Origin of the sequence: Streptomyces sp. JH002 (genome assembly GCF_050916115.1) — a bacterium.
GTDB classification, from domain to species: domain Bacteria; phylum Actinomycetota; class Actinomycetes; order Streptomycetales; family Streptomycetaceae; genus Streptomyces; species Streptomyces xiamenensis.
Genome location: NZ_CP087989.1, coordinates 3,863,569 through 3,888,056, shown reverse-complemented (window position 1 = coordinate 3,888,056; position 24,488 = coordinate 3,863,569). Strand labels below are relative to the sequence as shown.

Sequence of the window (24,488 nt, the reverse complement as noted above, 5' to 3'; positions counted from 1 at the left end):
CCGCCCGCAGAAAGGCCCTCCCGATGTCACAGCGACGCGACCCGGCCAGCACCCCCTTCTTCCGCCTCAGTATCGACACCGGGACCCTGGGCTACTTCAACACCTGTTCCGGCCTGTCCGCGCAGGTGGAGACCGAGCAGCGGCAGGAGGGCGGCAACAACGGCTTCGTGTGGCAGTTCCCCACCCGGGTCACCTTCTCCAACATCACGCTGACGCGCCCCGTCACCGAGGACAGTGTGAAGATCGCCAAGTGGATCTCCTCCATCCGGACCGGGATGGTGCGCCCCACCGCCGCGATCACGGCGCTGCGGGCGGACAAGTCCGAGATCGTCACCTGGAGCCTGCTCGACGTGTTCCCGGTCCGCTGGGAGGCCCCCGGTTTCGAACCGGGCGGAGCGTCGGTGGCTCTGGAGACCCTGGAACTGGCCCACCACGGGTTCGCGGACTGACCGCCGCCCCGGCCGACCGGTCCGCGGACACCGTACGGGCCGCGCACCCCACAGCGCCGACCCACCAACCGAAGGGACACCACCAGCCATGGCCACGGGACAGAGCGGCGGCGCGGGCAGCAGCCTCGTGCGTGCCACGCTCGCCATCCACCAGCCTCCCAAGGGCCGCAAGACCACGCCGGGTGCGCTCATCCAGGAGTTCGCGTTCGAGTTCAACCCCGCCCAGCTGTCCGTCAGCCGCGGCGCGCAGTGGAAATCGACGCCGACGATCCGGGTGCGCCAGGGGTCCAAGCCGGAGTTCATGGGTGCCGAGGCGCGGCAGATGACGCTGGAGATCTTCCTGGACACCTCGCACGAACCGGGCAGCAACTCGGTGCTGAAGAAGGTGGACGACCTGATGAAGTGCTGCGAGGTGACGGAGGAGAGCCTGCGGACGAAGCAGCCGTCGCCGCCGTGGGTGATCTTCCAGTGGGGCGCGTTCTCCACGGCCCGCTTCACCGCGTACGTCAGCTCCGTCGAAGCCTCCTACTCCCTCTTCGCGCCCTCCGGCACGCCCATCCGCGCCACCTGCCAGCTGCAGTTGCACGAGATACCGAGTCGTACCCCGGGGCAGAACCCGACCTCGGGTGCCCTGACCGCGCGCCGGGTGCACCGGGTGGTCGCGGGCGACTCGCTGGCCTCCCTCGCCTTCCGGGAGTACGGCAGCGCGTCGGCCTGGCGGGCGATCGCCGAGGCCAACAACATCGACAACCCCTCACATCTGACCCCCGGCTCGCAGCTGATGATGCCGGCCGCCGAGGAGGTGCGTTCCTGATGGCGGAAGCGGCGTTCTCCAGTGTGCTCAGCGTCTCGATCGACGGGACCGAACTGACGAAGGAACTGGAGAACGATCTCATCGAGGGATGGGTGGATCAGGGGGTCGGGGTGCCCGCCGCGTTCCGCCTGGTGTTCAAGGACCCGAGCCGCGAGATCCTCGGCGAGCTCGGCGTGAAGTTCGGCACGAAGGTGGTCATCACCCCCGTGGCCGACGGGGACGGCACCACCGATCCGCTGTTCACCGGGGAGGTCACGGGGATCGAGGCGGACTTCGACGGTTCGGGATCCTCCGCGATCATCCGCGGGTACGACAGCGGTTTCCGGCTGATGCGGCGCAGCCGGGTGAAGGCGTACCGGGGCCAGACCGCCTCGTCGATCGCGAAGGACCTGGCGGCCGACAACGGTGTGCAGATCGGCCAGATCGACGCCACCCGGGGCGAGTACGAGTTCATCTCGCAATCCGGCGTCACCGACTGGGACTTCCTGGCACGGCTCGCGGACGAGAACAACCGGGTCATGTCGATCGACTCCAAGGGGAAGTTCCACTTCGTCGACCCGGAGCCGGCCTCGGGCGCGCCGGCTCCGTCGGGGGTCGACGACCCGAATCCGCTGGTGCTCCAGGGCGGCAGCGATGTACTGCGGCTGCGCACGGCGGTGACGGCCGGCGATCAGGTGAGCCGGGTGGAGGCCAGGGGCTGGAACGTCGCCTCCAAGAAGGAGGTGGTGGAGCAGGTCACGAACCCCTCGACCAAGCGGTTCAGCATCGGCAGTACCCCGGCGGACGCGGCCGGGGTGTTCCCGTCCGTGACCCTGGTGGACGCCGGCCTCCCGTACGACGAGCAGCCGGTGGTGAAGCGCGCGGCCGAGGCGGTGGCGGACGACGTGGCCTCGTCGTTCACGGAGCTGGAACTGTCCGTGCACGGCAATCCGGAGCTGCGTCCCGGCCTGCCCGTGTATCTGGACGGGGTGGGCGAGCCGTTCGAGGGCCGGTACACCGTCACCTCCGTACAGCACCACTTCGGTGAGGAGCCGTACCGGACGCTCGCGACCGTCAGCGGCCGGCAGTGGCGGTCGCTGTACGGGGTGGCCTCGGGCGGTGGCGGGGCGCAGAGCGCGGGGGTGCAGCTGCCCAGCGTGGTCATCGCGCTCGTCACCGATGTCGCCGATCCGCTGGAGCAGGGGCGGGTGAAGCTCAAGTTCCCGTGGCTGGACGACACGTACATCAGTGACTGGTGCCGGGTGACGCAGTGGGGCGGCAAGGGCGGCGGCGGGATCTTCCCGCTCGATGTCAACGACGAGGTGCTGGTGGCGTTCGACCGCGGTGCGTTCGACCATCCGTACGTCGTCGGCGGGCTCTACAACGGGATCGACAAGCCGACCCGGGTCAAGGACGTGCCGCTGCACGACGGTCTGCGGAACGAGAGCGCCCGGCACACCCTGTCCGACCGGCGGGGCAACCGCGTCGATCTGCTCAGCCAGCGGCCGGGCAAGAACGGCGTGCGGATCGCGAGCGGCGACGACAGGCTCACCATCCACCTCGACCGTTCCCAGACGAAGATCATCGTGAACAGCGACGGCGCCATCGAGATCAAGGGCGACGGGGCCGTGTCGGTGGAGGCGGGCAAGAACCTCACGCTGAAGGCGGGCCGCAAGCTCAGCCTCTCCAGCGGCGGGGCCATGGACATCAAGAGCACGGGCGCGCTCACCATCGAAGGTCTCGGCCAGGTCGGCGTCAAGTCGCTGGGCCTGCTGAACCTGGACGCGATGGGCCTCGTCAAGGTGACCGCCGGGGGCGCGGTCCTCATCAAGAGCACCTTGCCCTCGCTGTTCAACAAGCTGCCCTTCCCCCCGTGACCGGCCCGGCCGCAGCAGCCGCCGCCGTCACGCGTCCCCACCCCATCGCAACAACGCCCGGAGAAAGGCAGGTACGCGGCCCATGGCCGAACAGTTCGTCGGATCGGGATGGTCCTTCCCGCTGCGGATCTCCCCCACCGGGGGCATCGCCCTGGTCAGCGGGGAGCAGGAGGTCGAGGAGGCGATCCGGCTCGTGCTGGCCACCGCGCCGGGCGAGCGGCCGATGCGCCCCGAGTTCGGCTGCGCGATCCACGACATGGTCTTCGCCCCGGTCAACGAGCAGACCGCGGGGCGTATCCAGCACGAGGTGCTGAGCAGCCTGGACCGGTGGGAGCCGCGGATCGAGGTGCACGAGGTCGACGTGACGGCCGGCACCGACCGGAGCGTGCTCTACATCGACATCCGGTACGCGGTCCGTGGCACCAACAACCCCCGCAACCTCGTCTTCCCGTTCTATGTCATTCCGTCCCACGACGAGCCGAACACCACGTCCGGTCCGGCTTCCGAAAGCGACCACTGATGGCTCTGCCCTCCCCCAATCTCGACGACCGCCGTTTCCAGCAGTTCGTCGACGACGCCAAGCGCTACATCCAGCAGCGCGCTCCCGAATGGACCGACCACAACGTGTCCGACCCCGGGGTGACCCTGGTCGAGACGGTCGCGCACCTCGCCGACCAGATCGTGTACCGGCTCAACCGGGTGCCGGAGAAGAACCAGCTGGCCTTCCTCGACCTCATCGGCATCACGCTCTTCCCACCCACCGCCGCCCGCGCGGACGTCACCTTCTGGCTCTCCGCTCCGCAGGAGAACACGGTGACGGTGCCGGCCGGCGCGGAGGTCGCCACCACGCGCACCGAGAGCGAGGAGGCGGTCGTCTTCGCCACCGAGCGCAGCCTGCCCATCGTCCCCTGCGAGCTGGGGCATCTGGCCGTGCAGCACAAGGGTGAGGCGGTCACCGACCGGACCACCGACCTCGCCGAGGGCAAGGCGCCGATGTGCTTCGCGGAGTCGCCGAGTCCGGGCGACTGCATGCTCATCGGCCTGTCCGCGGCCGTGCCGAACTGCGCGGTCGGCATCGAGCTGGACAGCCGGGTGGACGGCGTCGGTGTCGACCCCCGGCAGCCTCCGCTGGTCTGGGAGGCGTGGACCGAGGACGGCTGGGCGGAGTGCGAGGTCGGGGAGGACGGCACCGGCGGACTCAACCGGCCGGGGCACGTGGTCCTCCATGTGCCGGGCGGGCATGTGACCTCGCGCAGTGGCGGCCGGACGGCGGGGTGGCTGCGCTGCCGCGTCACGGAGCCGCTGGCCGACCAGCCGTTCTACACGACGTCGCCGACGGTGAGTTCGGTGGAGGCGTTCACACTGGGCGGCACCACGCCGGCCGTGCACGCCGACACGGTGTACGACGAGGCGCTGGGTGAGTCCACCGGGCTGCCGGGACAGCGGGTGCGGGTCGCGCACGCGCCGGTGGTGGGCGACGACCCGCCGGTGCTGCTCCAGACCGCGGAGGGCGAGGGGTGGGCCGACTGGGACGTCGTGCCGAACTTCGCGTCCTCCCGGCCCCGTGACCGGCACATCACCCTGGACGCGACGACCGGCGAGATCGCCTTCGGCCCCAGCGTGCGCGAACCCGACGGCTCCCTGCGGCAGTACGGCATGGTCCCGCCCAAGGGCGCGGTCATCAGGGTCCGCCGCTACCGCACCGGCGGCGGCCGGGCGGGCAATGTGGCGCGCGGCGCCGTCCGGGTGCTGCGCACCTCCGTCCCGTACATCTCGCAGATCGTCAACCGCGAGGCCGCGCTGGGCGGGGTGGACGGGGAGACCGTCGAAGAGGCGAAGCTGCGGGCTCCGGTCTCGCTGCGCGCCCAGGAGCGGGCGGTGACCCTGCGCGACTACGAGGAGCTGGCCCGGCGGGCGGCGCCCGACACGGCACGCATCACCTGCCTGGAGGGCGAGGAGAGCGAGCACGGGGCGTACGCGGTACGGGTGCTGGTGGTGCCGCAGGCGGTGCAGGACCGGGGCGGGCGGCTGCGGTTCGAGCAACTGGTGCCGGGTGACGCGCTGCTGAGCCGGGTGGCCCGCTATCTCGACGAACGGCGCCCGATCGGGACGCGGCTGGCGGTGGGCCCGCCCTACTACCAGGGCATCACGGCGGTGGCGACCGTGCACGCGTACCGCGGGATCGACATCGACCAGGTGCGGCACCGCGCCCATGACGCGCTGTACCAGCACCTGGACCCGATCACCGGTGGGGCCGACGGGACGGGCTGGCCATTCGGGCGGCCCGTGCAGGCGGGCGAGATCTTCGCGGTGCTCCAGCGCGTACCGGGGGTGGAACTGGTCGACCAGGTGCTCCTGCACCCGGCCGATCCGCTGTCCGGCAAGCGGGGCGAGGCGAGCGACCGCGTCAACCTGGGCCCCGGGGCGCTGCCGTTCTCCTTCGACCACCGCATCCGGGTGATCGGGGACGGCGCGTGAGGGGCTCGGTCGACGGGCTCGGCTCGTCCTCACCGATCGGCACGATGCTGCCGGCCGTCTTCGCCGACGACGATCTGGCGCAGCGCTTCGTGGGCGGCCTCGACGACGTGCTGGCACCCATGCTGAACGTACTCGACTGCCTGGACGCGTACTTCACCCCTTCGCTCGCGCCCGAGGACTTCACCCGCTGGCTTGGCACCTGGGTCGGGGCGGAGACGGACGGCACGGAGACCGAGGAGCGGCTGCGGGCTGCGGTGGGAGCCGCCGCGCGTCTGCACCGGATCCGCGGCACCCGGCGCGGCCTGGCCGAGGCGATCCGGCTGACATTCGGCGCCGAGGCCGAGATCACCGAGAGCGGGGGCACCGAGTGGAGCGCCCGCCCCTACGGTCCGGTTCCCGGGGAGCGGCGCCCGCGTCTGCACGTACACCTGCGGCTGCCCCACCCCACCCCCGCGGACGAGCACCGGCTGGACACCCTGGTGGCCGCCGCGCGCCCCGCCCACATGCCGTACACGGTCCAAGTGACGGCAGCTGAAAGGACCTTGGAAAGATGAGCACCCTCAACTGCGCCGACTGCGGCACCCGCGCCGAGCCCGGGCAGGCATTCTGCGAAGCGTGCGGGGCCGTACTGAGCTGGCGGGAGAAGCAGGGCGGCGACGCGCGCCCGCGGGCTGCGGAGGCCGCCGTCGGTGCCGCGATGCTGGGTACCGAGGACACCACCGGGCGGGTGGCACGGGCCGGTACGGCGACGGCGTCCCGGCTGGGGAAGGGCGCGGACGGCGCGGATGACGCGCCGCACCCGGACGACATACCGACCCCGCCGGTGGGCACCGATGTCTCCCCCCTGGAGCACCCCGGGCCGCCGCGGCAGCGGGAGCCCTCGCGCGCGGAGAGCGACCAGGAGGCGGCCCGCCGCGCGCGCGAACTCCTGGTGCCGGTGGCCGAACCGGCCGCCCCGGCCGAGGTGCCGGAGGCGGTCGCCCCGACCCTGCCGGGCCGGCCCGCCGCCGCGCGGCAGCAGGTGCGGGGCCCGGGACAGGAGGCGGACACCGAGGGCGGCGTCCCGTGTCGCTGGTGCGGCATCCACAACCGTCCCGACCGGCACTACTGCGCGCGCTGCGCCATGCCCATGGTGGTGGAGCAGCGGGACGACGAGCGGCTGCCCTGGTGGCGGCGGCTGCTGGACTCCAGCAGCCGCGAGGCGCCGTGGGCCGGTGACCGGCCGCGGCTGAACCGCAGCTTCGGCCACATCATGAAGTGGGTGGCGCTCGGGCTGGTGGCGGTGCTGGCGATCTTCCTGATCGTCCGCATACCCGACGGCGTCCAGGCGACCCGGGACCACTTCGCCAAGCGCGCGCCCGTCTACCCCGACAGCGTCGACGCGTCCCGCTCGTTCCAGGACCACGGCCCGGAACTGGCCTTCGACACCCGCAGCAACACCTGGTGGGGCCCCGGGGTCTCGCACGCGGGCGAGGGCGAGTGGATCGAGGCGCGCTTCACGAACCCGACCGACCTGCTCGACATGGTCATCACCCCCGGCGTCTCCGCCCGCGCAGCCGACCTCAACGAGTCGGCGCTGCCGCGCCTGCTGGAGGTCACGGTCACCCGGGCGGACGGCTCGGAGGCGACCCACGAGGTCTCCCTCGACCAGGGCGCGGGCGGCCAGTTGCGCAAACTGCGGGCCAAGGAGGTCGTGCAGATCCGCTTCACCCTCGTGGCGGCCCACGGCGCGTCGCAGGAGAAGCAGGTCGCGATCGCCGAGATCGAGTTCTTCGGCCGCTCGACGGACGGCCTGTTCTGACCGGGCGTGAGCCCCTGACCGTCACGGTGACGGTCAGGGGCTCACGGCTTTCCGCACCGGGCTGTCAGTTGGGGCAGCCGCTGGCGTTGTGCCGGCACAGCGATCCGATGGTGTAGCTGCCGGCGAGGTTGCCCTGGGCGCCGCTGAGGGTGCTGCCGATCCGGTTCTTGTAGTTCTTGTCCAGGTAGTAGTGGTAGCGGTAGGACGTGCGGTTGTAGACGGACTTGGCGGTCGTCCCGCTGTTCATCCAGCTGCACTGCGGCCGGGTGTCGGGGTTGAGCGCGGCGTTCCACTGGCACTTGCTGCCGCCACCGTTGGTGGCGGAGAAGAAACAGATCCACCCGTCCTTGCAGTCCGCGTAGGCCAGTACCCCGGCGTCGTCGAACCCGACGGCCTCCTGCGCGGCGAGTGCGAAGCCGGCCTCGGCGGCGGCCGGCGCCTCCTGCTGAACGGCCACGTCCGCCTCCGTCGCGGCACCGGCCGGGCCTGCCCCCGAGCCCAGCAGGCCGCCCAGCGCCAGCGCGGTCGCCGCCGCCGTCATGGTGAACCTCTTGCGCAGCTTCATGCTGTCCCCCTCGTGTCATCTGTACGGCTGTGCACACCCCTACGCTGCCCGCCGCGCCGGCCGGCCCGAGGTCGTTTCACTTCTGCGTGAAAGCTGACTGACGCGGCCACCGAGGTGGTAGGGAAGTAGGGCATAAGGGGGAAGTCGCGGCATGGCGCAGGGGGGACGGCGTGCTCCGTATCCATTTCACGGCGGAGGATCTCGGGCGGACGCGGATGGCCGGGGGGCCGCTGCCGATGTGGGAGACCGTCCTCAGCCTCCACCGGCTGCAACGCGGTGACGGCGGACCGCTGCTCACGCAGTGGCGGCGCTCGGTGTGTCCCGAACTGCCGCGGGCCTGGAAACCGCTGGCCGCGCTGGTGCCGCCCCAGGGGTACTTCCCCGACTTCCTCACCCCGCCGCAGGCCGCGCTGGACGAGGCGCTCGACCGGGTCCTGCACACGCCGCGCGCCGAACTCGGCCGGGACATGAGCGCGTTGGCACAGGAACGCACGCCATCCCCCTGGATCAGGGACCTGGGAGAGGGCCGCACCCCGGCGCTGACGGCCCTGGGGACGGCGGTGACCGCCTACCACCGGACGGCGATCGCCCCCTACTGGGACGCGATCCTCGCCCAGACGCGGCACAGCAGAACCCGCGCCGCGGAGGCGGCCCTCGACGAGGGCACCACGGGGATGCTGACCTCCCTGCCCCTGCCCGCGCACTGGCGGGGCCGGGTCCTGGAGATCTCCTACCCGGTGGAGCAGGACCTCCACCTGAAGGGCCGCGGACTGCTGCTGGCCCCCTCGTTCTTCTGCCTGCGCACAGGAGTGACCCTCCTCCACAACGAGGACACGCCCGTCCTCGTCTACCCCGTGGAACACCACGTGCCCGACGACGTCCCGCAACGGAGCCCCGATGACCACAGGCAGGCCCTGGCCGCGTTGCTGGGCCACGCCCGCGCGGCCGTTCTCGAAGCCCTCCAGGATGGCGGTACCACCACCGAACTCGCCCGCCGCGCCGGGGTCCTGCCCTCCTCGGCGAGCCAGCACACGAGTGTCCTGCGCAACGCGGGCCTGGTCCGCAGCGTCCGCCGCGGCCGGGCGGTGGTCCACTCCCTGACCCCCCTGGGCGCCACGCTGCTGCGCTGCGGCTCCCTCCCCCCACTCCTGACCCGGCACTGACCGGTTCCCGCCCTCCGGTGCGGGACAGCTGCGGCCTGTCCGTCGCCGGGCTCCGGCGCCCGCGCCGAACTCCCACGTCCGCAGGGGGCCGCGCTGGCCGGTGACAGACTGAATCCCATGGCGGAACTCGACGGCAGGCCCGTCTCTCCTGAACAACTGCGCGCCCTGGCCCTCGTCAACCTGGGCCACTTCACGTCCCTGCGCGTGGACGACGGAGGCGTACGCGGGCTGAGTCTCCATCTGGAGCGCTTGGCCCGGGACTGCCGCACGGTCTTCGGGGCCGAGCTGGACACCGGCCGGGTGCGTGCCCTCGTCCGGCGCGCGGTGCACAAGGAGGGCCGTGGCTCGTGCACCGCCCGCGTCACCATCTTCGACCCCGCGCTCGATCTGGGCCGCCCCGGGAACCCGGCGGAGCCCCGGACGCTGGTCACGGTCCGCCCCGCCGGCGCCTTCACTCCGGCGCCGATGAGCGTGCAGACCCGCGCGTTCCAGCGTGAGTTGCCCGCCGTCAAACACACCGGCCTGTTCGCCTCGCTCCACCACCGGCGACAGGCCCAGCGCGCCGGATTCGACGACGCGTTGTTCGCCCATCCGGGCAGCGGGCTGGTGAGCGAGGGCGTGACCTGGAACGTCGGTTTCGTCGACGCCGAGGGAAGGGTCATCTGGCCGCAGGCCGATGTGCTGCCCGGCATCACCCTGCGCCTGCTCCACGACGCCGGCCACGGAACGGTGCGCCCCTTCCACCGCGACCGGCTCGCCACTTCCCGGGCCGCGTTCGCGACGAATGCCGCCGTCGGCGTCCGCCCCATCGCCGCCATCGACGATCTCCGGATGCGAACCGACCACCCGGCGCTCACCACGCTCCGGGAGAGCTACACGGGGATCGCGCCCGAGCGTCTGTGAGCCCGGCCCCCGTGCCGGCCCCGGCGCGGCCGGGCTGATGGCCTGCCCGGCTTCCCCCAGCAGCGAGCAGCCGGCAGCGGATGACCACGAACATGGCCGACAGTGGTCACGACACCTGGTCGACGGGGCCGGAGGACAGGACGCGGGCCAGCCATTCGGTGCGGGTCCTGCGGGCGCCGGCCGACAGGGGCGCCTGCGGGTACAGCGCGTCGAACCCGTGGAAGCCTCCCGCCCACACGTGCGACTCGGCCTGCCCGCCCGCCGCCCAGATGCGGCCGGCGTAGTCGGTGACCTCGTCGCGGAAGACCTCGGCGGAACCTGCGTCGAGGTAGGTGGTGGGAAGATCCGAGAGATCACCGGCCAGCGCGGGCGAGACGTACGCGGGCACCTCCTCGTCGGCGAGGTCGCCCAGCACGCAGCGCCATCCGAACGCGTTCATCTCACGGGTCCAGACGCCGGGCTCGCCCGCGTACTGGTGGCTGGACGCGGTGCTGTTGCGGTGGTCGAGCATGGGGCAGATCAGCATCTGCGCGGCGATCGCCGGGGCACCGCGGTCACGGGCCAGCAGCGCGAGACCCGCGGCGAGGCCGCCGCCCGCGCTGGCGCCGGCGACGACGATCCGGTGGGGGTCGATGCCGAGTTCGGCGGCGTGCTCGGTGATCCACTGGAGCCCTTGGTAGCAGTCCTCGACCAGGGTGGTGCCGGTGGCCTCCGGAGCGAGCCGGTAGTCGACGGTGACGACGACCGCGCCGAACTCCTCGAGCCATTCCAGCGGGATGTCGATCTGCGAGAAACGGTCACCCATGACCATCCCGCCGCCGTGCATCCAGTACACGCAGGGTGCGGCTCCCGTGTGAGCGGAGTGCGCGGGCGCGAAGACCGACAGCGGGATCGCGGCGCCGTCGGCGGCCTGCACGGTGACTTCGCGCCGGTGCACCGTCCCGGGGGCGAGCAGGGTGTCGACCGGCGTCGACGGGTACTGCCGCAGCTGCGCGAGGATCTCCGGGGTGAGCTGGGACATCAGGGGCATGTCGGCGAGCAGTTCGCGCAGGGCGGGGTCCAGGGCGGGGCGTGCTGTGGTCATGGTCGTCGCCTTTCAACGAGGGGTGGCGCATCGGCGGGCCGAGGGCGGGGGCGGCCGGCGGCGGCCGGCCCGGGGAGGGTGCGCAGGTCAGAAGGTGGCCTTGCCGCTGACCGGCACGTAGTCGGTGTACGCGGGCTCCTCGGCGAGCATGGCGCCGATCCGCGCCACGATGGCCTGGGCGGCCTCACCGGCGAAGATCCGGTGGTGGTCCTCCTCGCTGGTCCACCCCTCGGTGACGTGGACGACCTCGGGGTCGGAGGCGGACCGGGAGACGAGGTAGACGAGGCAGTGTTCACTCGCGCCGGGGCTGCCCTCGTCCAGGCCGGTGAGCAGCAGATCCACCAGCCGGTCCCCCAGTCCGGGCTTCGCGGTCAGCGTGGCGTTGAAGCCGTAATGCGCAGTCATGGTTCCTTCTCTCGGATCGTTGGAGCGTGGTGATTCCATGAAATCGCTTTGACCTGCACAAACGCTAGAACGATGCTCTTTCGCACTTGCGCGATCCTCTCGCTCACAGGAGTTGCGCCCTGGATGGTGCTGCAATGGGGAGATGCACCCTCTCGAAGAGCTCCGCGACCTGCTGGCCCGGCACGCCCGCCCCGACTGGACCACCGCCATCGACGGCGTCCTCATCTCACGGGTCGACCGCTCCGATCCGCCGGCTCCCTCCATGTCGGGGGCGGTGCTCGCGGTGATCGCCCAGGGCGCCAAACGCCTCGCGCTGGGCGAGCGGGTGTTCGAGTACGGGCCCGGGCAGTACCTGGTCGCGTCCGTCGACCTGCCCGTGACCGGGCAGTTCATCCGGGCCAGCCCCGAGGAGCCGGCGCTCGGCTTCGGCCTCGTGCTCGAACCGTCCGTCGTCGCCGAACTGCTGCTGCGGGCCGGCCCCGGGGAGGCGACCCGGACGGGCGGCAGAGCCCCGTCGGGGATCGCCGTCAGCGACGCCTCCACCGCGCTGCTCGACGCGGTGGTACGGCTCCTGCGCCTGCTCGACGAACCCCATGACCAGGCGGTACTGGCCCCGCTGATCACCCGGGAGATCCTGTGGCGGGTGATCACCGGCGAGCAGGGCGGGACGGTCCGCCAGCTCGGCCTCGCCGACAGCGGCCTCAGCCATATCGCGCGAGCGGTGCGCTGGATCCGCGAACACTACGCCCAGCCCTTCCGCGTCGAGGACGTGGCCGGGATGTCCGGGATGAGCGTCTCCGCCTTCTACCGCAACTTCCAGGCGGTCACCGCGATGAGCCCCATCCAGTTCCAGAAGCAGATCCGGCTTCAGGAGGCGCGGCTGCTGCTCGCCACCCATCCCGGCGACGTCACCGGCGTCGGACAGCGCGTCGGCTATGACAACCCGTCACAATTCAGCCGCGAGTACCGCCGCCAGTTCGGCGCCCCTCCGAGCCGGGACGCCGCCCGCCTGCGGCACGCCGTGCGCGCACCCGCGGGCGCCCTCTCCTGAGTGACGCGGCACGAAGGAGGATCGTGCAAGAGGAAGGGAGGAAAGTTCTACCATTTCAGCAGGTCAAAGCGGTGCAATGGAATCAGTGGCTCCCCTGGAAAGCAGGAAGAGTCCTCCTCCGCAGGTCCCACCGCATCGCAAGGAGCACACCATGAAGACCGTACTCGTCACCGGCACCTCCTCCGGGTACGGGCGGGAGACCGCCCGCCACTTCCACGCCCAGGGCTGGAACGTCATCGCCACGATGCGTACCCCGCGAGCTGACGTCTTCCCCGAGTCGGACCGGCTGCGCGTCATCGAACTCGAAGTGACCGACCCGGAGAGCATCACCGCCGCGTTCGAGGCGGCGGGCACCATCGACGCTCTGGTCAACAACGCGGGCATCCCCTCGATCAGCGTGTTCGAGGGCACCCCGATGTCCCGCGTGCGGGAGGTCTTCGAGACCAACACCTTCGGCGCGATGGCGACGACCCAGGCGGTGCTGCCCCGGTTCCGCGAGCGCGGCTCCGGCGTGATCGTCAATGTGACCTCCAGCGTGGTCCTGGGGCACATGCCGCTCTCGGCCCTCTACAAGGCGAGCAAGATGGCCGTCGAGGGCTTCACCTCATCCCTCGCGCTCGAACTCGAGCCCTTCGGCGTGCGAGCCAAGACCGTCCAGCCCGGCGCCTGCCTGACGACCGGCTTCGCCGCCAGGGCGACCAACGGCGCCACCCCGGACCAGTTGGTCCCCGCGCCCTACGCGGCGTTCGCGCAGCGGGCCATGGGCGACTTCACGACCCAGACGGTCTTCACGCGGGAGAGCGATGTCGCCGAGACGGTGTGGCGAGCCGTCCACGACACGACCGGCCAACTGCACTTCCCCGCCGGCCCCGACGCGGTCCGGCTCGCCGAAGCGAAGTGACCGCGCGCGTACGGCTCCGGTCGGCGCGGGACGGTTCGACCGCTTTGAGGTGTGCCTCGTGCTCCCACCCCCGAGAGGGTTCGTGCGTCAGCCGGTCCTGAACTCGGGGTGGAGCACCTCGACACGGTCGCGCTTGGTGTACATCTCCCAGTAGACCGAAGCGAGGTCGGCGGGGTCGACGACCGGGAACCCGCTCGTCGACTCCCACGCACCGGCGGCCTTCGCGGCCTCGCTCCCGCCGATGAACACGGCGATGAACGCGGCGATGAACGCGGCGATCGACAGCGTTCCCGCTCAGATCCCGGAATCGGCCATTGCGCCGTTCAGGGAGTTCAGCCGGTTGCGGGCGGCGGCCATCGGCGGGCCGGGGCCGCCCACCCCACACCCCTGCCGCGAGGGGCACTCCGGTATTCCGCCGGCCGCCGGTATGTGAGTTCGCTGTGTGCCCTGCCCCCGGAGAGCGACCCCGGCCCGGACCGTACGTCCTGACCTGGCCGTCTTCGGCCTCACGGCGGCCACTTCTCCCATGCGGCACACAGAATTCCCCAGGTACTCCCAGACGCCGCGGGCAGTCTCGGTCCCGGACGCACCGCGGCGGTGTGCCATCCGAGCACCGCACCTGGAGGATTCAATGATCGAAGTTCATGGACTGACCAAGCGCTACGGCGAGGTGACAGCCGTCGACGGCCTGAACTTCACGGTCCGTCCCGGAGAGGTCACCGGCTTCCTGGGGCCGAACGGTGCCGGCAAGTCGACGACCATGCGCATGATCCTGGGGCTGGACACACCCACCTCCGGAACCGCCACCGTCGGCGGCCGGCCGGTCGCCGCTCAGCCGGTGCCACTGAAGGCCGTGGGCGCGCTGCTCGACGCCGGCGCGCTGCTGCCCAGCCGCAGTGCCTACCACCACCTGCTGGCGCTCGCGGCGAGCAACGGACTCCCGCACCGCCGTGTCGATACGGTCCTGGAAGAAGTGGGGCTGTCGGGCGTGGCCCAGCGGGCAGCCGGTACGTACTCGCTCGGGATGAAGCAGCGGCTCGGCATCGCGGCGGCCCTTCTCGGAGATCCCCCGATCCTCGTGCTCGACGAGCCGCTCAACGGGCTCGACCCCGAGGGCATCGTCTGGATCCGCACGCTCATGCGGCGCATGGCCACCGAAGGGCGAGCAGTGATGGTGTCCAGTCATCTGATGGGCGAGATCGAGCTCACGGTCGACCATCTGGTGGTCATCGGCCGGGGGCGGCTGATCGCCGACTCCGGCATGGCCGAGTTCATCGACGCGCACTCCGACCGGGAGGTGGTCGTACGCAGCCCTCAGGCGGAGGCGCTCGGTCGCCGGCTCACCGCAGCGGGCGCCGTCGTGCGGACCGACAGCGGGGACCGCCTGTGCGTGACCGGCCTCGACGCCGCAGGGATCGGCGCGCTGGCCGCGTCCGGAGGCATCGAACTCCACGAGCTGACGGTCCGGCAGACCCCTCTCGAAGAGGTTTTCATGGAACTCACCCGCGACAGCGTCGAGTACACCTCTGACAAGGAGGTGGCCCGATGAACGGCACCACCCTGCTCCGCGCGCCGCGCCCTCCCCGGCGGAGGGTGCGGAACCGGCCGCCGTCGCCGGCCCGCCCACCTGCGGGCCGGGCCGCGTTCCGGCACTCCCTGCACGCTGAGTGGATCAAGATCCGCTCCATGCGATCGACCCTGTACGTCATCCTCGGCACACTCGCTCTCGGCGCGGGGCTCGCGACGCTCAACGGTTCGTCCGCCGGGAGCGAGTACGCCACCATGACGGCCGCGGACCAGCTCGCCTTCGACCCGCTGGCTCTCAGCCTGAAGGGCTACCTGATCGCTCAGGTCACCATCGCGCTCCTGGGTGGCCTGATCATCACCGCGGAGTACGGCAGCCGCACGGTCGTCAGCACACTGAGCGCCGTCCCGAACCGAAGCCGGGTCCTCGCGGCCAAGGCCGTTGTCCTGACCGCGATCGCCTTCCTCACCGGACTGTTGACCACCTTCACCGGGTTCCTGGCCGGCCAGGCGGCGCTCAGGGGCGCTGACGCGCCGTATCTGCTGCTCTCGGACCCCGGCGCGGCGCGTGCCATCCTCGGCGGCGCTCTCTTCCTCGCGCTCGCCGGGCTCCTCGGGCTCGCCGCGGGCACCCTGATCCGCAGCACCACAGCCACCGTGACCACGCTGTTCGCGGCGTTGCTGATCATGCCGGCGTTCGGGCCCGCGCTGCCGGGCCGCCTGGCGGACTGGGCGGCGAAGTACTGGCCCCCCACCGCGGGTGGGCAGATCATGACCGGCTACCGCGATCCGGCGCTGCTGGAGCCGTGGCCCGGCCTCGGCATGCTGGCCGGGTGCGTCGCGGTCCTGCTGACGGCTGCGTTCCTCACCTTCCGCACACGGGACGCATAGGAAGATCGGACGGAGCCGATCAGGAGGGAACGGCCATGACAGAACACCTCTTGGTGGTGGAGGACGACACCACGCTGCGTGAACTGCTCTCCGCGAGCCTGCGACTGGTCGGCTTCACCGTGACACCGGTCACGACCGGAACCGAGGCGCTCGCCGCCGTGCAACAGGTGCGGCCCGATCTGATCGTGCTCGACGTGATGCTGCCGGACTTCGACGGCTTCGACGTCGTACGGCGGCTACGCCGGGAGGGCTCGCCGCCGACCGCTCCACCGGTGCTGTTCCTCACCGCACTCGACGCGGCCGAGGACCGCGTGAGCGGACTGACGGCCGGCGGAGACGACTATGTCACCAAGCCCTTCAACCTGGAGGAACTGATCCTCCGCATCAGGGCCATCCTGCGCCGTACCAGCGGCCAGCAGCCGGACGGGCTCCTGGTCGTCGGTGACCTCACGCTCAACCCCGAGAGCCGGCAGGTGACACGCGCAGGGCGCGCGGTCCCGCTCTCGCCCACCGAGTTCAACCTGTTGCGCGTGCTGATGGAGCACGTCGGGCAGGTCCTGTCGAAGGAGCAGCTCCTCGACCTGGTGTGGCACTACGACTTCGGTGGTGACGACAGCATCGTGGCCTCCTATGTCAGCTACGTGCGCCGCAAGATGGACACCGAAGAGCCCAAACTGATCCACACGGTACGCGGCACCGGCTACGTGCTCCGCCGGCCGGCGCGGTGAACCCGGGGGGCACCCGCCGAAGCCGGGGACTCTCCCTGCGCGCCCGGCTGCTGGCCATCACCCTGCTGTTGCTGGTCGCCGCGCTGCTCGGCAGCAACGGTCTGCTCCTCGGCCAGCTCCAACGCGATCTCATCGAGCAGATGGACGAACGGATCCGGGGCGTCGCCGCGGTGATCACCCGCCTGCCCGAGCTGCCGGACCTGGTCGGTGAGGACGCCCCGGAGGTGCACCATCTGGTGGAGCAGGAGTGGATCCGGGACGTCCACATCGTCTACGTCGGCCCCGGCGGCCATGTCGAACGTGTCCTGCGGGCCGCCACGGGACCGCTGCCGGCACTGCCCCGACTCGACGAGGCCGCGGTCGAGGAGCGTGGCGGAGACCTCTTCACGGTCGAATCCCCGGACGGCGGTGACCGATGGCGCGTCGTGGCCGTGCCGGCCACGGCGAGCGAGACCGGGACGGCCACGGGCAGCGTGGTGGTGGCCGGATCGCTCAGCGCCGCCGACGCGTCCATGCGGCACCTCACCGGCCGGGTGCTGCTCATCGACGCGGCGGTCCTGGCCCTGCTGGGCATCGCCGGATGGTTCGCGGTGCGGGCCGGGCTGGGACCGCTGCGCAGGATCGAGTCCACTGCCGCCGCCATCGCGTCCGGAGACCTCTCCAGCCGGGTCCCGGAGCTGGCCGCCCCCCGCACCGAACTCGGCCGGCTGTCCACGGCGCTCAACGGCATGCTCGACCGGATCGAGGCAGGCGACGCCGCCCGCGCCGACGCCGAGCAGCGCATGCGCCGTTTCATCGCCGACGTCAGCCACGAACTGCGTACCCCGCTCTCCGGTATCAAGGGCTTCACCGAGCTGTACCGGATGGGCGGCATGCCCGAGCGGGACGATGTCGACGCCTCGATGAGGCGCATCGAGCGCGAAGCGGCGCGGCTGGTCGACCTGGTGGAGGAACTGCTGCTCCTCGCCCGCCTCGACGAGGACGGCGCCGCCGCACAGACCCTGCGGCGCACCCCCATGGATCTGCGGACGCTGGCGGTCGACGCACTGCACGACCTCCATGCCCTGGACCCGCGGCGTACCGTCACCCTCACCGGACCCGGCGGCGGGCCACCCTCCCCGGCACCCGTCCTCGGCGACGAGGCCAGGCTCCGTCAGGTCACGACCAACCTCATCGGCAACGCCGTCGCCCACACCCCGTCCAGCGCTCCGGTCCGCATCGGTGTCGGCACCGAAGACGGCCTCGCTGTCCTCGAATTCCAGGACGAGGGACCCGGCATGACCCAGGAACAGGCCGAGCGGGCCTTCGATCGCTTCTACCGTGGGGATGTGGCCCGTGCCCGTGCCCGTGGCGGGGCCGGCGCGGGCCTGGGCCTGGCCATCGTCGACTCGCTCGTACGCGCCCACGAGGGCCGCGTCGAGATCCACACGGCGCCCGGAGCCGGTGCGACCTTCCGGGTGCTGTTGCCCCCGCAGCGCTGAAACGCCTGGCTCGCCTCGTCAGCGCCCCAGGCGTCCAGCGCGAACATCGATGACGGGCTCACCACCGGCGCCGGTACGGCGGGCGGTCGGTCCCCCTCGCGGGCTGCATCCCCGCCCGCCCAGCGGCTTTCCCGGGGTTCGGTTGGTGTGGACGATCCGTACGACGCCGACGGCCAGGACCCCCGCGCCCGGCCCACAGTCCGGCCCGGGCGCAGGGGACGACGGCCGGCGCGTCACAGCCGTACACGTCATTCCCCCACCAGGTCCCGGGGCCGGGAACAACGCTCGAGCTCACCGCCGGCTGCCCCTGGTTCACTGTTCCCGTGGTGCCCGGCCGGGACCGGCGCGCAGGTGCGCACGTGTCCCCTGCGGACCGAACAGGACAAGGAGTTCGACCGCGCCGCCGTCCGCGCTGCCCAGCCAGTGGGGCAGCGCCGTGTCGAATTCGGCCGCCTCACCGGATGACAGGACCAGGTCGCGCTCACCGACCAGCAGCCGCAGCCGCCCGTTGAGCACGTACAGCCATTCGGATCCCTCGTGGGTCTGGGGCGTAGGCACCAGCGGTTCCGGGCTCGCCGGGATGATCATCTTGAAGGCCTGGGTGCCACCCGGCCGCCGGGACAGCGGCACGAACACCATGCCGAACCGCCGGATCGGCTTCAGGTGGATGCGGGGATCGCCGGTGCGCGGGGCGCCGACGAGGTCATCCAGGGGGACGTCGTAGGTGCGGGCCAGCGGGAGCAGCAGTTCCAGGGTCACCCGGCGGCGCCCGCTCTCCAGCCGGGACAGCGTGCTCTCCGAGACCCCGGTCACCGCCGCGAGTGCGGCCAGGGTGATGCCGCGTTCGCGGCGCAGCGCCCGCAGCCGGGGCCCCACGGAGCCCAGCGCGTCCTCCGGTTCACCGTTCATCACGCCATCTTGCAGGAACTGCAAGATGGCGTGCCAATTCACGACGGGCCGGGCAAGAGTGGGCCGCGTTCCCCCACAACGGCAAGAGAGAAGGAGGAGCGCTCGATGAGTACCACTGATGCGGCCGCGTTCTGGAACGGCCTGTACGCGGACCGCCCGGCGCCCGCCGATCCGCAGCCGAACGTCACGCTCACCGAGACGGTCACCGGCCTGCCGCCCGGCACCGCGCTGGACCTGGGGTGCGGCGAGGGCGGTGACGCGCTCTGGCTCGCCCGTCAGGGGTGGCAGGTCACCGCCGTCGACGTGTCGGCCGTGGCGGTCGAGCGCCTGGCCGGCCTCGCCGCCTCGCACGGTCTGGCCGGGCGCGTCGCGGCCGAGCGGCACGATCTGCGCGAGACCTTCCCCGGCGGCACGTTCGACCTCGTCTGCGCCCACTACCTGCACACCCCCTTCGACCTGGACAAGGCCGCCGTGCTGCGTGCGGCCGCGCACGCCCTGCGCCCGGGCGGGCGGCTGCTGGTCGTCGACCACGGCTCGGCCGCTCCCTGGTCATGGGAGCAGGACGCCCGCTTCCCGTCCCCGCGGGAGGTCGCCGCCGGCATCGCGCTGGACGCGGGGACATGGGCGGTCGAGCGTGCCGCCGCACCTCGCCGGACCGCTACCGGCCCGGGAGGACGTACGGCCGAGGTCACCGACCACGTCCTGGTCATCCGCCGCGCCGGCTGAACCTGCCCGGCCCACCGAAAGAAGGCACCATGACCGCCGCCCACCGCCGCGACACCCCGCCGCCCCGCACCGGAAGCAGTGAGACCGAGGTCCTGCGCGGATTCCTCGGCTACCTGCGCGACTCGATCGCCGCGAAGGTCGAGGGCGCTCCCGAACCGCAGGTCCGCACGTACAGAGCGCCCTCGGGCACGAACCTGCTCGGCCTGCTCCACCACCTCACCGCCGTCGAGCGGGCCACGTTCCTCGGGGAGGCGGTCGCCGACTGGCAGGCGACCTTCGACGCCCCCGCCGCGGACAGCGTTGCCGATGTCGTCGCCCGCTACCGGCAGACCGTCGCGCGCGCCGACGCCGTCCTCGACGGGTGCACCGGCCTCGACTCGCCCGTACCCCGCCCGCCGACGCGCGGACCCGCTCCCAGCGTCCGCTGGGCACTCGTCCACATGATCGAGGAGACCGGCCGCCACGCCGGGCACGCGGACATCCTGCGCGAGCTGACCGACGGCACCACCGGACGCTGACCCACCACCGCACCGGAAACACAGGACACATGACCACCGCAGCACGACACTTCAGCCGCCGCTCGTCCCGCCTCACACGCACCCTGGCCGCCACCGCGCTCGCCTTCGCGCTGACGACCGGTGCCACCGCCTGCGCCACGCAGGAAGCCGGCGTCCCCGCCCATGCCGCCGCCACCCACGACGACCCGGAGTTCACCGGCACCTTCCAGCACGAGTTCGCCGACGTCGAGGGTGTCCGCATGCACTACGTCAAGGGCGGCAGCGGCTCGCCGGTGGTACTGCTGCACGGCTGGCCGCAGACCTGGTACAGCTGGTGGGAGATCATGCCGGAACTCGCCGAGCACCACACCGTCTACGCCGTCGACCTCCCCGGCCTGGGCGACAGCACCGGCTCGCCGACCGGTTACGACAAGGCCACCCTGGCACGGTACGTGCACACACTGATCGCCGAGCAGCTCGGCGTGCGTGACGCCCGGGTCGTCGGACACGACCTCGGCGCCGCGGTCGCCTTCCAGTACGCAGCCCAGTTCCCCCAGGACACCGAACTCCTCGGCTACCTCGACCTGCCGCTGCCCGGGCCCGCGCTGGACGGCGCCGCGTACCGCACCCTGAGCTGGCACATCGCCTTCCACTCCCAGCCCCGCGTCCCCGAGGCCGTCGTCGGGGACAACGTGCGCGACTACCTGGAACTGTTCTACCCCCAGGTCGCCTACGAGGGATCATCGTTCGGCGGCACCGCGCAGGAGTCGCCGTTCAGCGACGAGGAGATCGACGAGTACGCGCGCACCTACAGCCGGCCCGAAGTCCTGTCGGGCGGCTTCGAGCTCTACCGCAGCCTCGATCAGGACGCCGCCGACACCGAAGCGGCCGCGCCGGTGGAGGTCCCGGCCCTGCTCATGACGGCGCAGGGGCAGCTCGAGGGCGTGCGCTCCACCGTGGCGGGGCACATGACCAACATCGTGCAGGCAGTGGATGTGCCCGGGGCGGGCCACTGGCTGGTCGAGGAGAACCCTGCATTCGTCACGGCGGAGTTGCTGCGCTTCCTCGGCGGCTCCCGGTCGTAACGCCTCCGGCCCAAGCGCCGCACCATCGGAGCCCTGTTTCCATAGAGCTACGGCGAACGGGCAGGGAGCGCCGTACCAGGCTCGGGGCCGCGTTCATCGTGAGGGCCGGCGGTGCGACCGACGCGTGCGGGGGGCGGTCGGTTCTCGACGGCGGCACTCTGCCCGAAGCCGGCCCAACGGAAATGCGGGCAGGGGCCGGAGCACCCACCCGGGCGCAGCCTGTCCTACGGAACGGCCCGGCCACAACGTCGAGGTCCCGCTCCGGGCCTACGCCCAGGCGCCAACCACCGGGGCCGGGAATGCCTCCAGCGGTGAGGTGGGGCCCTCCTGCGCTCTGCTTCTCCCACAAATCCCAGACGCACGCCCGACAACACGCAGAATTCAGCGCGGCAAAGTGGGACATGGGCGCCATTTTTGACGAATGGCCCTCGCTCCGCACACAAGTAAGCCCCCGACCGCGTTTCCGCTGGTCAGGGGCCACTTTTCCCAGTGTGGCGGCGCCAGGATTCGAACCTGGGAAGGCTGAGCCGGCAGATTTACAGTCTGCTCCCTTTGGCCGCTCGGGCACACCGCCTGGGGTTGTCGCTCGCTGGCGACGTCGTAAACGATACCTGATGCGCGGGGGTGGTTCGCCACTCGGTTGTTCGGAGGGTGGGGGCGCGGCGGGTGACTAGGCTGTGCGGGAATCCAGCCCAGACGATCTAGCCCTCAGGAGCCAGTGACACCATGGCCGACTCCAGTTTCGACATCGTTTCGAAGGTCGACCGGCAGGAGGTCGACAACGCCCTCAACCAGGCCGCGAAGGAGGTGTCCCAGCGCTATGACTTCAAGGGCGTGGGTGCCTCCATCGGCTGGTCGGGCGAGAAGATCGAGATCCGTGCCAACGCCGAGGAACGGGCGAACGCCGTCCTGGACATCTTCCAGTCCAAGCTCGTCAAGCGCGGGATCTCGCTGAAGGCGCTGGACTCCGGCGAGCCGCAGCCCTCCGGCAAGGAGTACAAGATCTTCTCCACCATCAAGGAGGGGATCAGCACCGAGGACGCCAAGAAGGTCGCCAAGCTGATCCGCGACGAGGGCCCCAAGGGGGTCAAGGCGCAGGTGCAGGGTGAGGAGCTGCGGGTTTCCTCCAAGAGCCGCGACGCCCTCCAGGAGGTGCAGCGGCTCGTGAAGGAGAAGGACTTCGACTTCGCCCTTCAGTTCGTCAACTACCGCTGAGCGACAACTGCTCCGTCACTTCCCCGTGGTCGTCCCCGTCCGGGACGGCCACGGGGAGCAGGCGTTCATCACTCGGGGGCGACAGCCAGGAAGCCGGGCAGGGGCCCACCCCGTGGGACTGTGTCTCCACCCGTACGGAGCCGTCTCCGGCCGCTTCGTCCAGCCCCGTGAAGACCGTCCGGAAGCACCGCTTCACGGAGCCGCCGAACGGATTGATGGCCCGTTCGTAGTAGCCGGTCACCATGAGCACGAGCACCGCCCGGTCGCTGTCCCGCGTGAAGTGGAGCACCAGGGTGTCCGGCACGGCCACCCCGTGGAGATCCGCCGTTTCCTGAGGGAATCCGTTGGCCGCCGCGAGGCGGGCGACCTCCGCGATGTAGCGTTCGGCCAGTTCCGCCGTGGCCTCGAACGCCTCCTTCTCACGCCGGTCATTGGCCCGCTCGGAGTGGATCAGCAGCCCCGTTGCCCCGGCGGCCAGGAGCACCATCCCCGCGAGGGCGGTCCAGAGCAGGATCGCAACGGCCGGCATGCCTCTGTCCGCGGTCATCCGTGCTCCCCTCCATCAGACCGTCAGTCGTGCCGGAGCGCCCCGTGCAGGTCATGACTACCAGCGGTAGTGGGGGTAGGCGGCCGGGGCGTCCGTGGAGACGATCTCCTTGCCGAGCGGCATCAGGGAGACCGGCACCATCTTGAAGTGGGCGATCCCGAAGGGGATGCCGATGATGGTGAGGCAGAAGGTGACGCCGGCGACGATGTGGCCGATGGTGATCCAGATGCCGGCCACGATCAGCCAGATCACGTTGCCCAGGGCCGAGGCGACGCCCGCGTCGTGCCGGTCCCGGACGGTATAGCCGAACGGCCACAGCGCGTACACCGCGATCCGGAAGCACGCGATGCCCCACGGGATCGTGATGATCAGGATGCAGCAGATGAGGCCGGCCACCGCGTAGCCGATCGCGAGCCACAGGCCCGAGAAGATCAGCCAGATGAGATTGAGAAGAGTCCGCATCCGCTCATCGTCTCAGTAACGGCCGCCCGCCATGTGCTCAAGCCGCGCGATGCGTTCGGCCATGGGGGGGTGGGTGGCGAACAGCTTGGTCATGCCCTCGCCGCGCCGGAAGGGGTTGGCGATCATCATGTGGCTGGCGGTGTTCAGCTGCGGCTCGGGCGGCAGCGGGGCCCGCTGGGTGCCCATCTCCAGCTTGCGCAGCGCGCTCGCCAGGGCCAGCGGGTCGCCGGTCAGCCGGGCGCCGGAGGCGTCCGCCTCGTACTCCCGGGAGCGGCTGACGGCCAGCTGGATCAGCGAGGCCGCGATCGGGCCCAGGATCATCATCAGGAGCATCCCGAAGAGGCCGGGTCCTTCGTCGTCGTCGCGGCCGATGGGGATCAGCCAGGCGAAGTTCACCAGGAAGACGATCACCGAGGCCATGGCGCCAGCGACCGAGGAGATCAGGATGTCGCGGTTGTAGACGTGGCTCAGCTCGTGACCGATCACCCCGCGCAGCTCGCGCTCGTCCAGCAGCCGCAGGATGCCCTCGGTGCAGCACACGGCCGCGTTGCGCGGGTTGCGTCCGGTGGCGAAGGCGTTGGGCGCCTCGGTCGGGGAGATGTACAGCCGGGGCATCGGCTGCCGGGCGACCCCGGCCAGCTCGCGCACCATCCGGTACAGCTGCGGCGCCTCGAACTCGCTGACGGGGCGGGCCCGCATGGAGCGCAGCGCCAGTTTGTCGCTGTTCCAGTACGCGTACCCGTTGGTGGCCAGCGCCACCAGCAGGGCGATCATCAGGCCTCCCCTGCCGAAGAGGCTGCCGATGAGCAGGATCAGCGCCGACATACCGCCGAGGAGCGCGGCGGTACGCAGGCCGTTGTGCCGGCGGTGCACGGTGAGCCCTCCTGGTCGTGCTGAGCGGATGGGAGCGGGGGATAACAGAGTTTCTCCACTCACAGTGGACACTCCCGATG

28 protein-coding genes and 1 tRNA gene are annotated in these 24,488 nt (G+C 71.2%); 20 read left to right on the top strand and 9 right to left on the bottom strand.

The features are described 5' to 3' along the window. The first annotated feature begins 23 nt into the window (after window positions 1-23). The 7 genes from H7827_RS17710 to H7827_RS17680 all read left to right on the top strand — a co-directional run bounded on the left by H7827_RS17710 (window position 24) and on the right by H7827_RS17680 (window position 7,398). Entirely contained in the window at window positions 24-449 is a 426-nt protein-coding gene (locus H7827_RS17710) for a phage tail protein (protein ID WP_030736436.1), read from the top strand. A gap of 88 nt (window positions 450-537) precedes the next feature. Continuing rightward, on the top strand, window positions 538-1,263 hold the full coding sequence (locus H7827_RS17705) for a LysM peptidoglycan-binding domain-containing protein (protein WP_432746455.1): 726 nt from the start codon (window positions 538-540) through the stop codon (window positions 1,261-1,263). Then, entirely contained in the window at window positions 1,263-3,119 is a 1,857-nt protein-coding gene (locus tag H7827_RS17700) for a VgrG-related protein (protein WP_432746453.1), read from the top strand. Before H7827_RS17705 ends, H7827_RS17700 begins: the two co-directional genes overlap by 1 nt. Window positions 3,120-3,201: 82 nt before the next feature. Continuing rightward, entirely contained in the window at window positions 3,202-3,639 is a 438-nt protein-coding gene (locus H7827_RS17695) for a GPW/gp25 family protein (protein WP_030736446.1), read from the top strand. Next, a complete protein-coding gene (locus H7827_RS17690; RefSeq protein ID WP_030736449.1) occupies window positions 3,639-5,597 on the top strand; it encodes a putative baseplate assembly protein in 1,959 nt (652 codons plus the stop codon). The genes H7827_RS17695 and H7827_RS17690 overlap by 1 nt, the downstream gene beginning before the upstream one ends. Next, window positions 5,594-6,151 carry a phage tail protein gene (locus H7827_RS17685; RefSeq protein WP_432746450.1) on the top strand — a complete coding sequence of 186 codons (558 nt, stop codon included), beginning with the start codon at window positions 5,594-5,596 and terminating at the stop codon, window positions 6,149-6,151. The genes H7827_RS17690 and H7827_RS17685 overlap by 4 nt, the downstream gene beginning before the upstream one ends. Further along, complete coding sequence (locus tag H7827_RS17680) at window positions 6,148-7,398, top strand: NADase-type glycan-binding domain-containing protein (protein ID WP_432746448.1); 1,251 nt, start codon at window positions 6,148-6,150, stop codon at window positions 7,396-7,398. Before H7827_RS17685 ends, H7827_RS17680 begins: the two co-directional genes overlap by 4 nt. Before the next feature lie 64 nt (window positions 7,399-7,462). Here the strand turns inward: H7827_RS17680 and H7827_RS17675 are convergent, their stop codons facing one another. After that, complete coding sequence (locus H7827_RS17675; protein ID WP_432746446.1) at window positions 7,463-7,963, bottom strand: peptidase inhibitor family I36 protein; 501 nt, start codon at window positions 7,961-7,963, stop codon at window positions 7,463-7,465. 170 nt (window positions 7,964-8,133) lie between these two features. On the opposite strand from H7827_RS17675, the gene H7827_RS17670 reads away from it, so the two are divergent. Beyond that, on the top strand, window positions 8,134-9,126 hold the full coding sequence (locus H7827_RS17670) for an ArsR/SmtB family transcription factor (RefSeq protein ID WP_432746444.1): 993 nt from the start codon (window positions 8,134-8,136) through the stop codon (window positions 9,124-9,126). Window positions 9,127-9,243: 117 nt separating this feature from the next. After that, entirely contained in the window at window positions 9,244-10,029 is a 786-nt protein-coding gene (locus H7827_RS17665) for an aminotransferase class IV (RefSeq protein WP_432746442.1), read from the top strand. A 106-nt stretch (window positions 10,030-10,135) separates the two neighbouring features. Here the strand turns inward: H7827_RS17665 and H7827_RS17660 are convergent, their stop codons facing one another. After that, window positions 10,136-11,113, bottom strand: a complete 978-nt coding sequence (locus H7827_RS17660; protein ID WP_432746440.1) for an alpha/beta hydrolase — start codon at window positions 11,111-11,113, stop codon at window positions 10,136-10,138. Window positions 11,114-11,200: 87 nt separating this feature from the next. Beyond that, entirely contained in the window at window positions 11,201-11,518 is a 318-nt protein-coding gene (locus H7827_RS17655; protein ID WP_432746438.1) for a putative quinol monooxygenase, read from the bottom strand. A gap of 142 nt (window positions 11,519-11,660) precedes the next feature. Between H7827_RS17655 and H7827_RS17650 the strand changes: the two genes are divergently transcribed. Beyond that, entirely contained in the window at window positions 11,661-12,569 is a 909-nt protein-coding gene (locus tag H7827_RS17650) for an AraC family transcriptional regulator (protein ID WP_432746436.1), read from the top strand. Window positions 12,570-12,720: 151 nt separating this feature from the next. Further along, window positions 12,721-13,470: an SDR family oxidoreductase gene (locus tag H7827_RS17645; protein ID WP_432746434.1), complete on the top strand. Its 750-nt coding sequence runs from the start codon at window positions 12,721-12,723 to the stop codon at window positions 13,468-13,470. Window positions 13,471-13,557: 87 nt separating this feature from the next. Here the strand turns inward: H7827_RS17645 and H7827_RS17640 are convergent, their stop codons facing one another. After that, window positions 13,558-13,719: a hypothetical protein gene (locus H7827_RS17640; protein ID WP_432746432.1), complete on the bottom strand. Its 162-nt coding sequence runs from the start codon at window positions 13,717-13,719 to the stop codon at window positions 13,558-13,560. On the opposite strand from H7827_RS17640, the gene H7827_RS17635 reads away from it, so the two are divergent. The 5 genes from H7827_RS17635 to H7827_RS17615 all read left to right on the top strand — a co-directional run bounded on the left by H7827_RS17635 (window position 13,712) and on the right by H7827_RS17615 (window position 18,094). After that, entirely contained in the window at window positions 13,712-13,903 is a 192-nt protein-coding gene (locus tag H7827_RS17635) for a hypothetical protein (RefSeq protein ID WP_432746430.1), read from the top strand. The two genes, H7827_RS17640 and H7827_RS17635, sit on opposite strands and share 8 nt — an antisense overlap. 198 nt (window positions 13,904-14,101) lie before the next feature. Further along, window positions 14,102-15,019, top strand: a complete 918-nt coding sequence (locus H7827_RS17630; RefSeq protein ID WP_432746428.1) for an ABC transporter ATP-binding protein — start codon at window positions 14,102-14,104, stop codon at window positions 15,017-15,019. Window positions 15,020-15,156: 137 nt separating this feature from the next. Beyond that, window positions 15,157-15,885, top strand: a complete 729-nt coding sequence (locus tag H7827_RS17625) for an ABC transporter permease (RefSeq protein ID WP_432746426.1) — start codon at window positions 15,157-15,159, stop codon at window positions 15,883-15,885. Between the two features lie 35 nt (window positions 15,886-15,920). Beyond that, on the top strand, window positions 15,921-16,613 hold the full coding sequence (locus H7827_RS17620; protein ID WP_432052212.1) for a response regulator transcription factor: 693 nt from the start codon (window positions 15,921-15,923) through the stop codon (window positions 16,611-16,613). Then, window positions 16,610-18,094 carry a sensor histidine kinase gene (locus H7827_RS17615; RefSeq protein ID WP_386539704.1) on the top strand — a complete coding sequence of 495 codons (1,485 nt, stop codon included), beginning with the start codon at window positions 16,610-16,612 and terminating at the stop codon, window positions 18,092-18,094. Before H7827_RS17620 ends, H7827_RS17615 begins: the two co-directional genes overlap by 4 nt. A 312-nt stretch (window positions 18,095-18,406) precedes the next feature. Here H7827_RS17615 and H7827_RS17610 read toward each other — a convergent pair whose 3' ends face one another. Beyond that, window positions 18,407-19,003 carry a helix-turn-helix domain-containing protein gene (locus H7827_RS17610; RefSeq protein WP_386539703.1) on the bottom strand — a complete coding sequence of 199 codons (597 nt, stop codon included), beginning with the start codon at window positions 19,001-19,003 and terminating at the stop codon, window positions 18,407-18,409. Between the two features lie 105 nt (window positions 19,004-19,108). On the opposite strand from H7827_RS17610, the gene H7827_RS17605 reads away from it, so the two are divergent. The 3 genes from H7827_RS17605 to H7827_RS17595 are packed head-to-tail and all read left to right on the top strand — an operon-like array spanning window position 19,109 to window position 21,311. Beyond that, window positions 19,109-19,729, top strand: coding sequence for an SAM-dependent methyltransferase (locus H7827_RS17605; protein ID WP_432746423.1), 621 nt, complete (start codon window positions 19,109-19,111; stop codon window positions 19,727-19,729). A 29-nt stretch (window positions 19,730-19,758) separates the two neighbouring features. Continuing rightward, window positions 19,759-20,247, top strand: a complete 489-nt coding sequence (locus H7827_RS17600) for a DinB family protein (RefSeq protein WP_432746421.1) — start codon at window positions 19,759-19,761, stop codon at window positions 20,245-20,247. 29 nt (window positions 20,248-20,276) lie between these two features. After that, window positions 20,277-21,311, top strand: a complete 1,035-nt coding sequence (locus tag H7827_RS17595; RefSeq protein ID WP_432746419.1) for an alpha/beta fold hydrolase — start codon at window positions 20,277-20,279, stop codon at window positions 21,309-21,311. Window positions 21,312-21,803: 492 nt separating this feature from the next. Here the strand turns inward: H7827_RS17595 and H7827_RS17590 are convergent. Then, a tRNA-Tyr gene (locus tag H7827_RS17590) sits at window positions 21,804-21,885 on the bottom strand. 152 nt (window positions 21,886-22,037) lie between these two features. Between H7827_RS17590 and H7827_RS17585 the strand changes: the two genes are divergently transcribed. Then, complete coding sequence (locus H7827_RS17585; protein ID WP_030736462.1) at window positions 22,038-22,526, top strand: YajQ family cyclic di-GMP-binding protein; 489 nt, start codon at window positions 22,038-22,040, stop codon at window positions 22,524-22,526. On the opposite strand, the gene H7827_RS17580 is transcribed toward H7827_RS17585, so the two are convergent. Genes H7827_RS17580 through htpX form a run of 3 tightly spaced genes read right to left on the bottom strand, consistent with a single transcriptional unit; the run spans window position 22,513 to window position 24,408 of the window. Beyond that, window positions 22,513-23,073, bottom strand: coding sequence for a hypothetical protein (locus H7827_RS17580; RefSeq protein ID WP_432746417.1), 561 nt, complete (start codon window positions 23,071-23,073; stop codon window positions 22,513-22,515). The genes H7827_RS17585 and H7827_RS17580 overlap by 14 nt on opposite strands. A gap of 57 nt (window positions 23,074-23,130) precedes the next feature. Then, window positions 23,131-23,535: a YccF domain-containing protein gene (locus H7827_RS17575; RefSeq protein ID WP_200366467.1), complete on the bottom strand. Its 405-nt coding sequence runs from the start codon at window positions 23,533-23,535 to the stop codon at window positions 23,131-23,133. Between the two features lie 12 nt (window positions 23,536-23,547). Next, window positions 23,548-24,408 (bottom strand): zinc metalloprotease HtpX, encoded by an 861-nt coding sequence (gene htpX, locus H7827_RS17570; protein ID WP_030736470.1) that lies wholly within the window; start codon window positions 24,406-24,408, stop codon window positions 23,548-23,550. Between the last annotated feature and the right edge of the window lie 80 nt (window positions 24,409-24,488).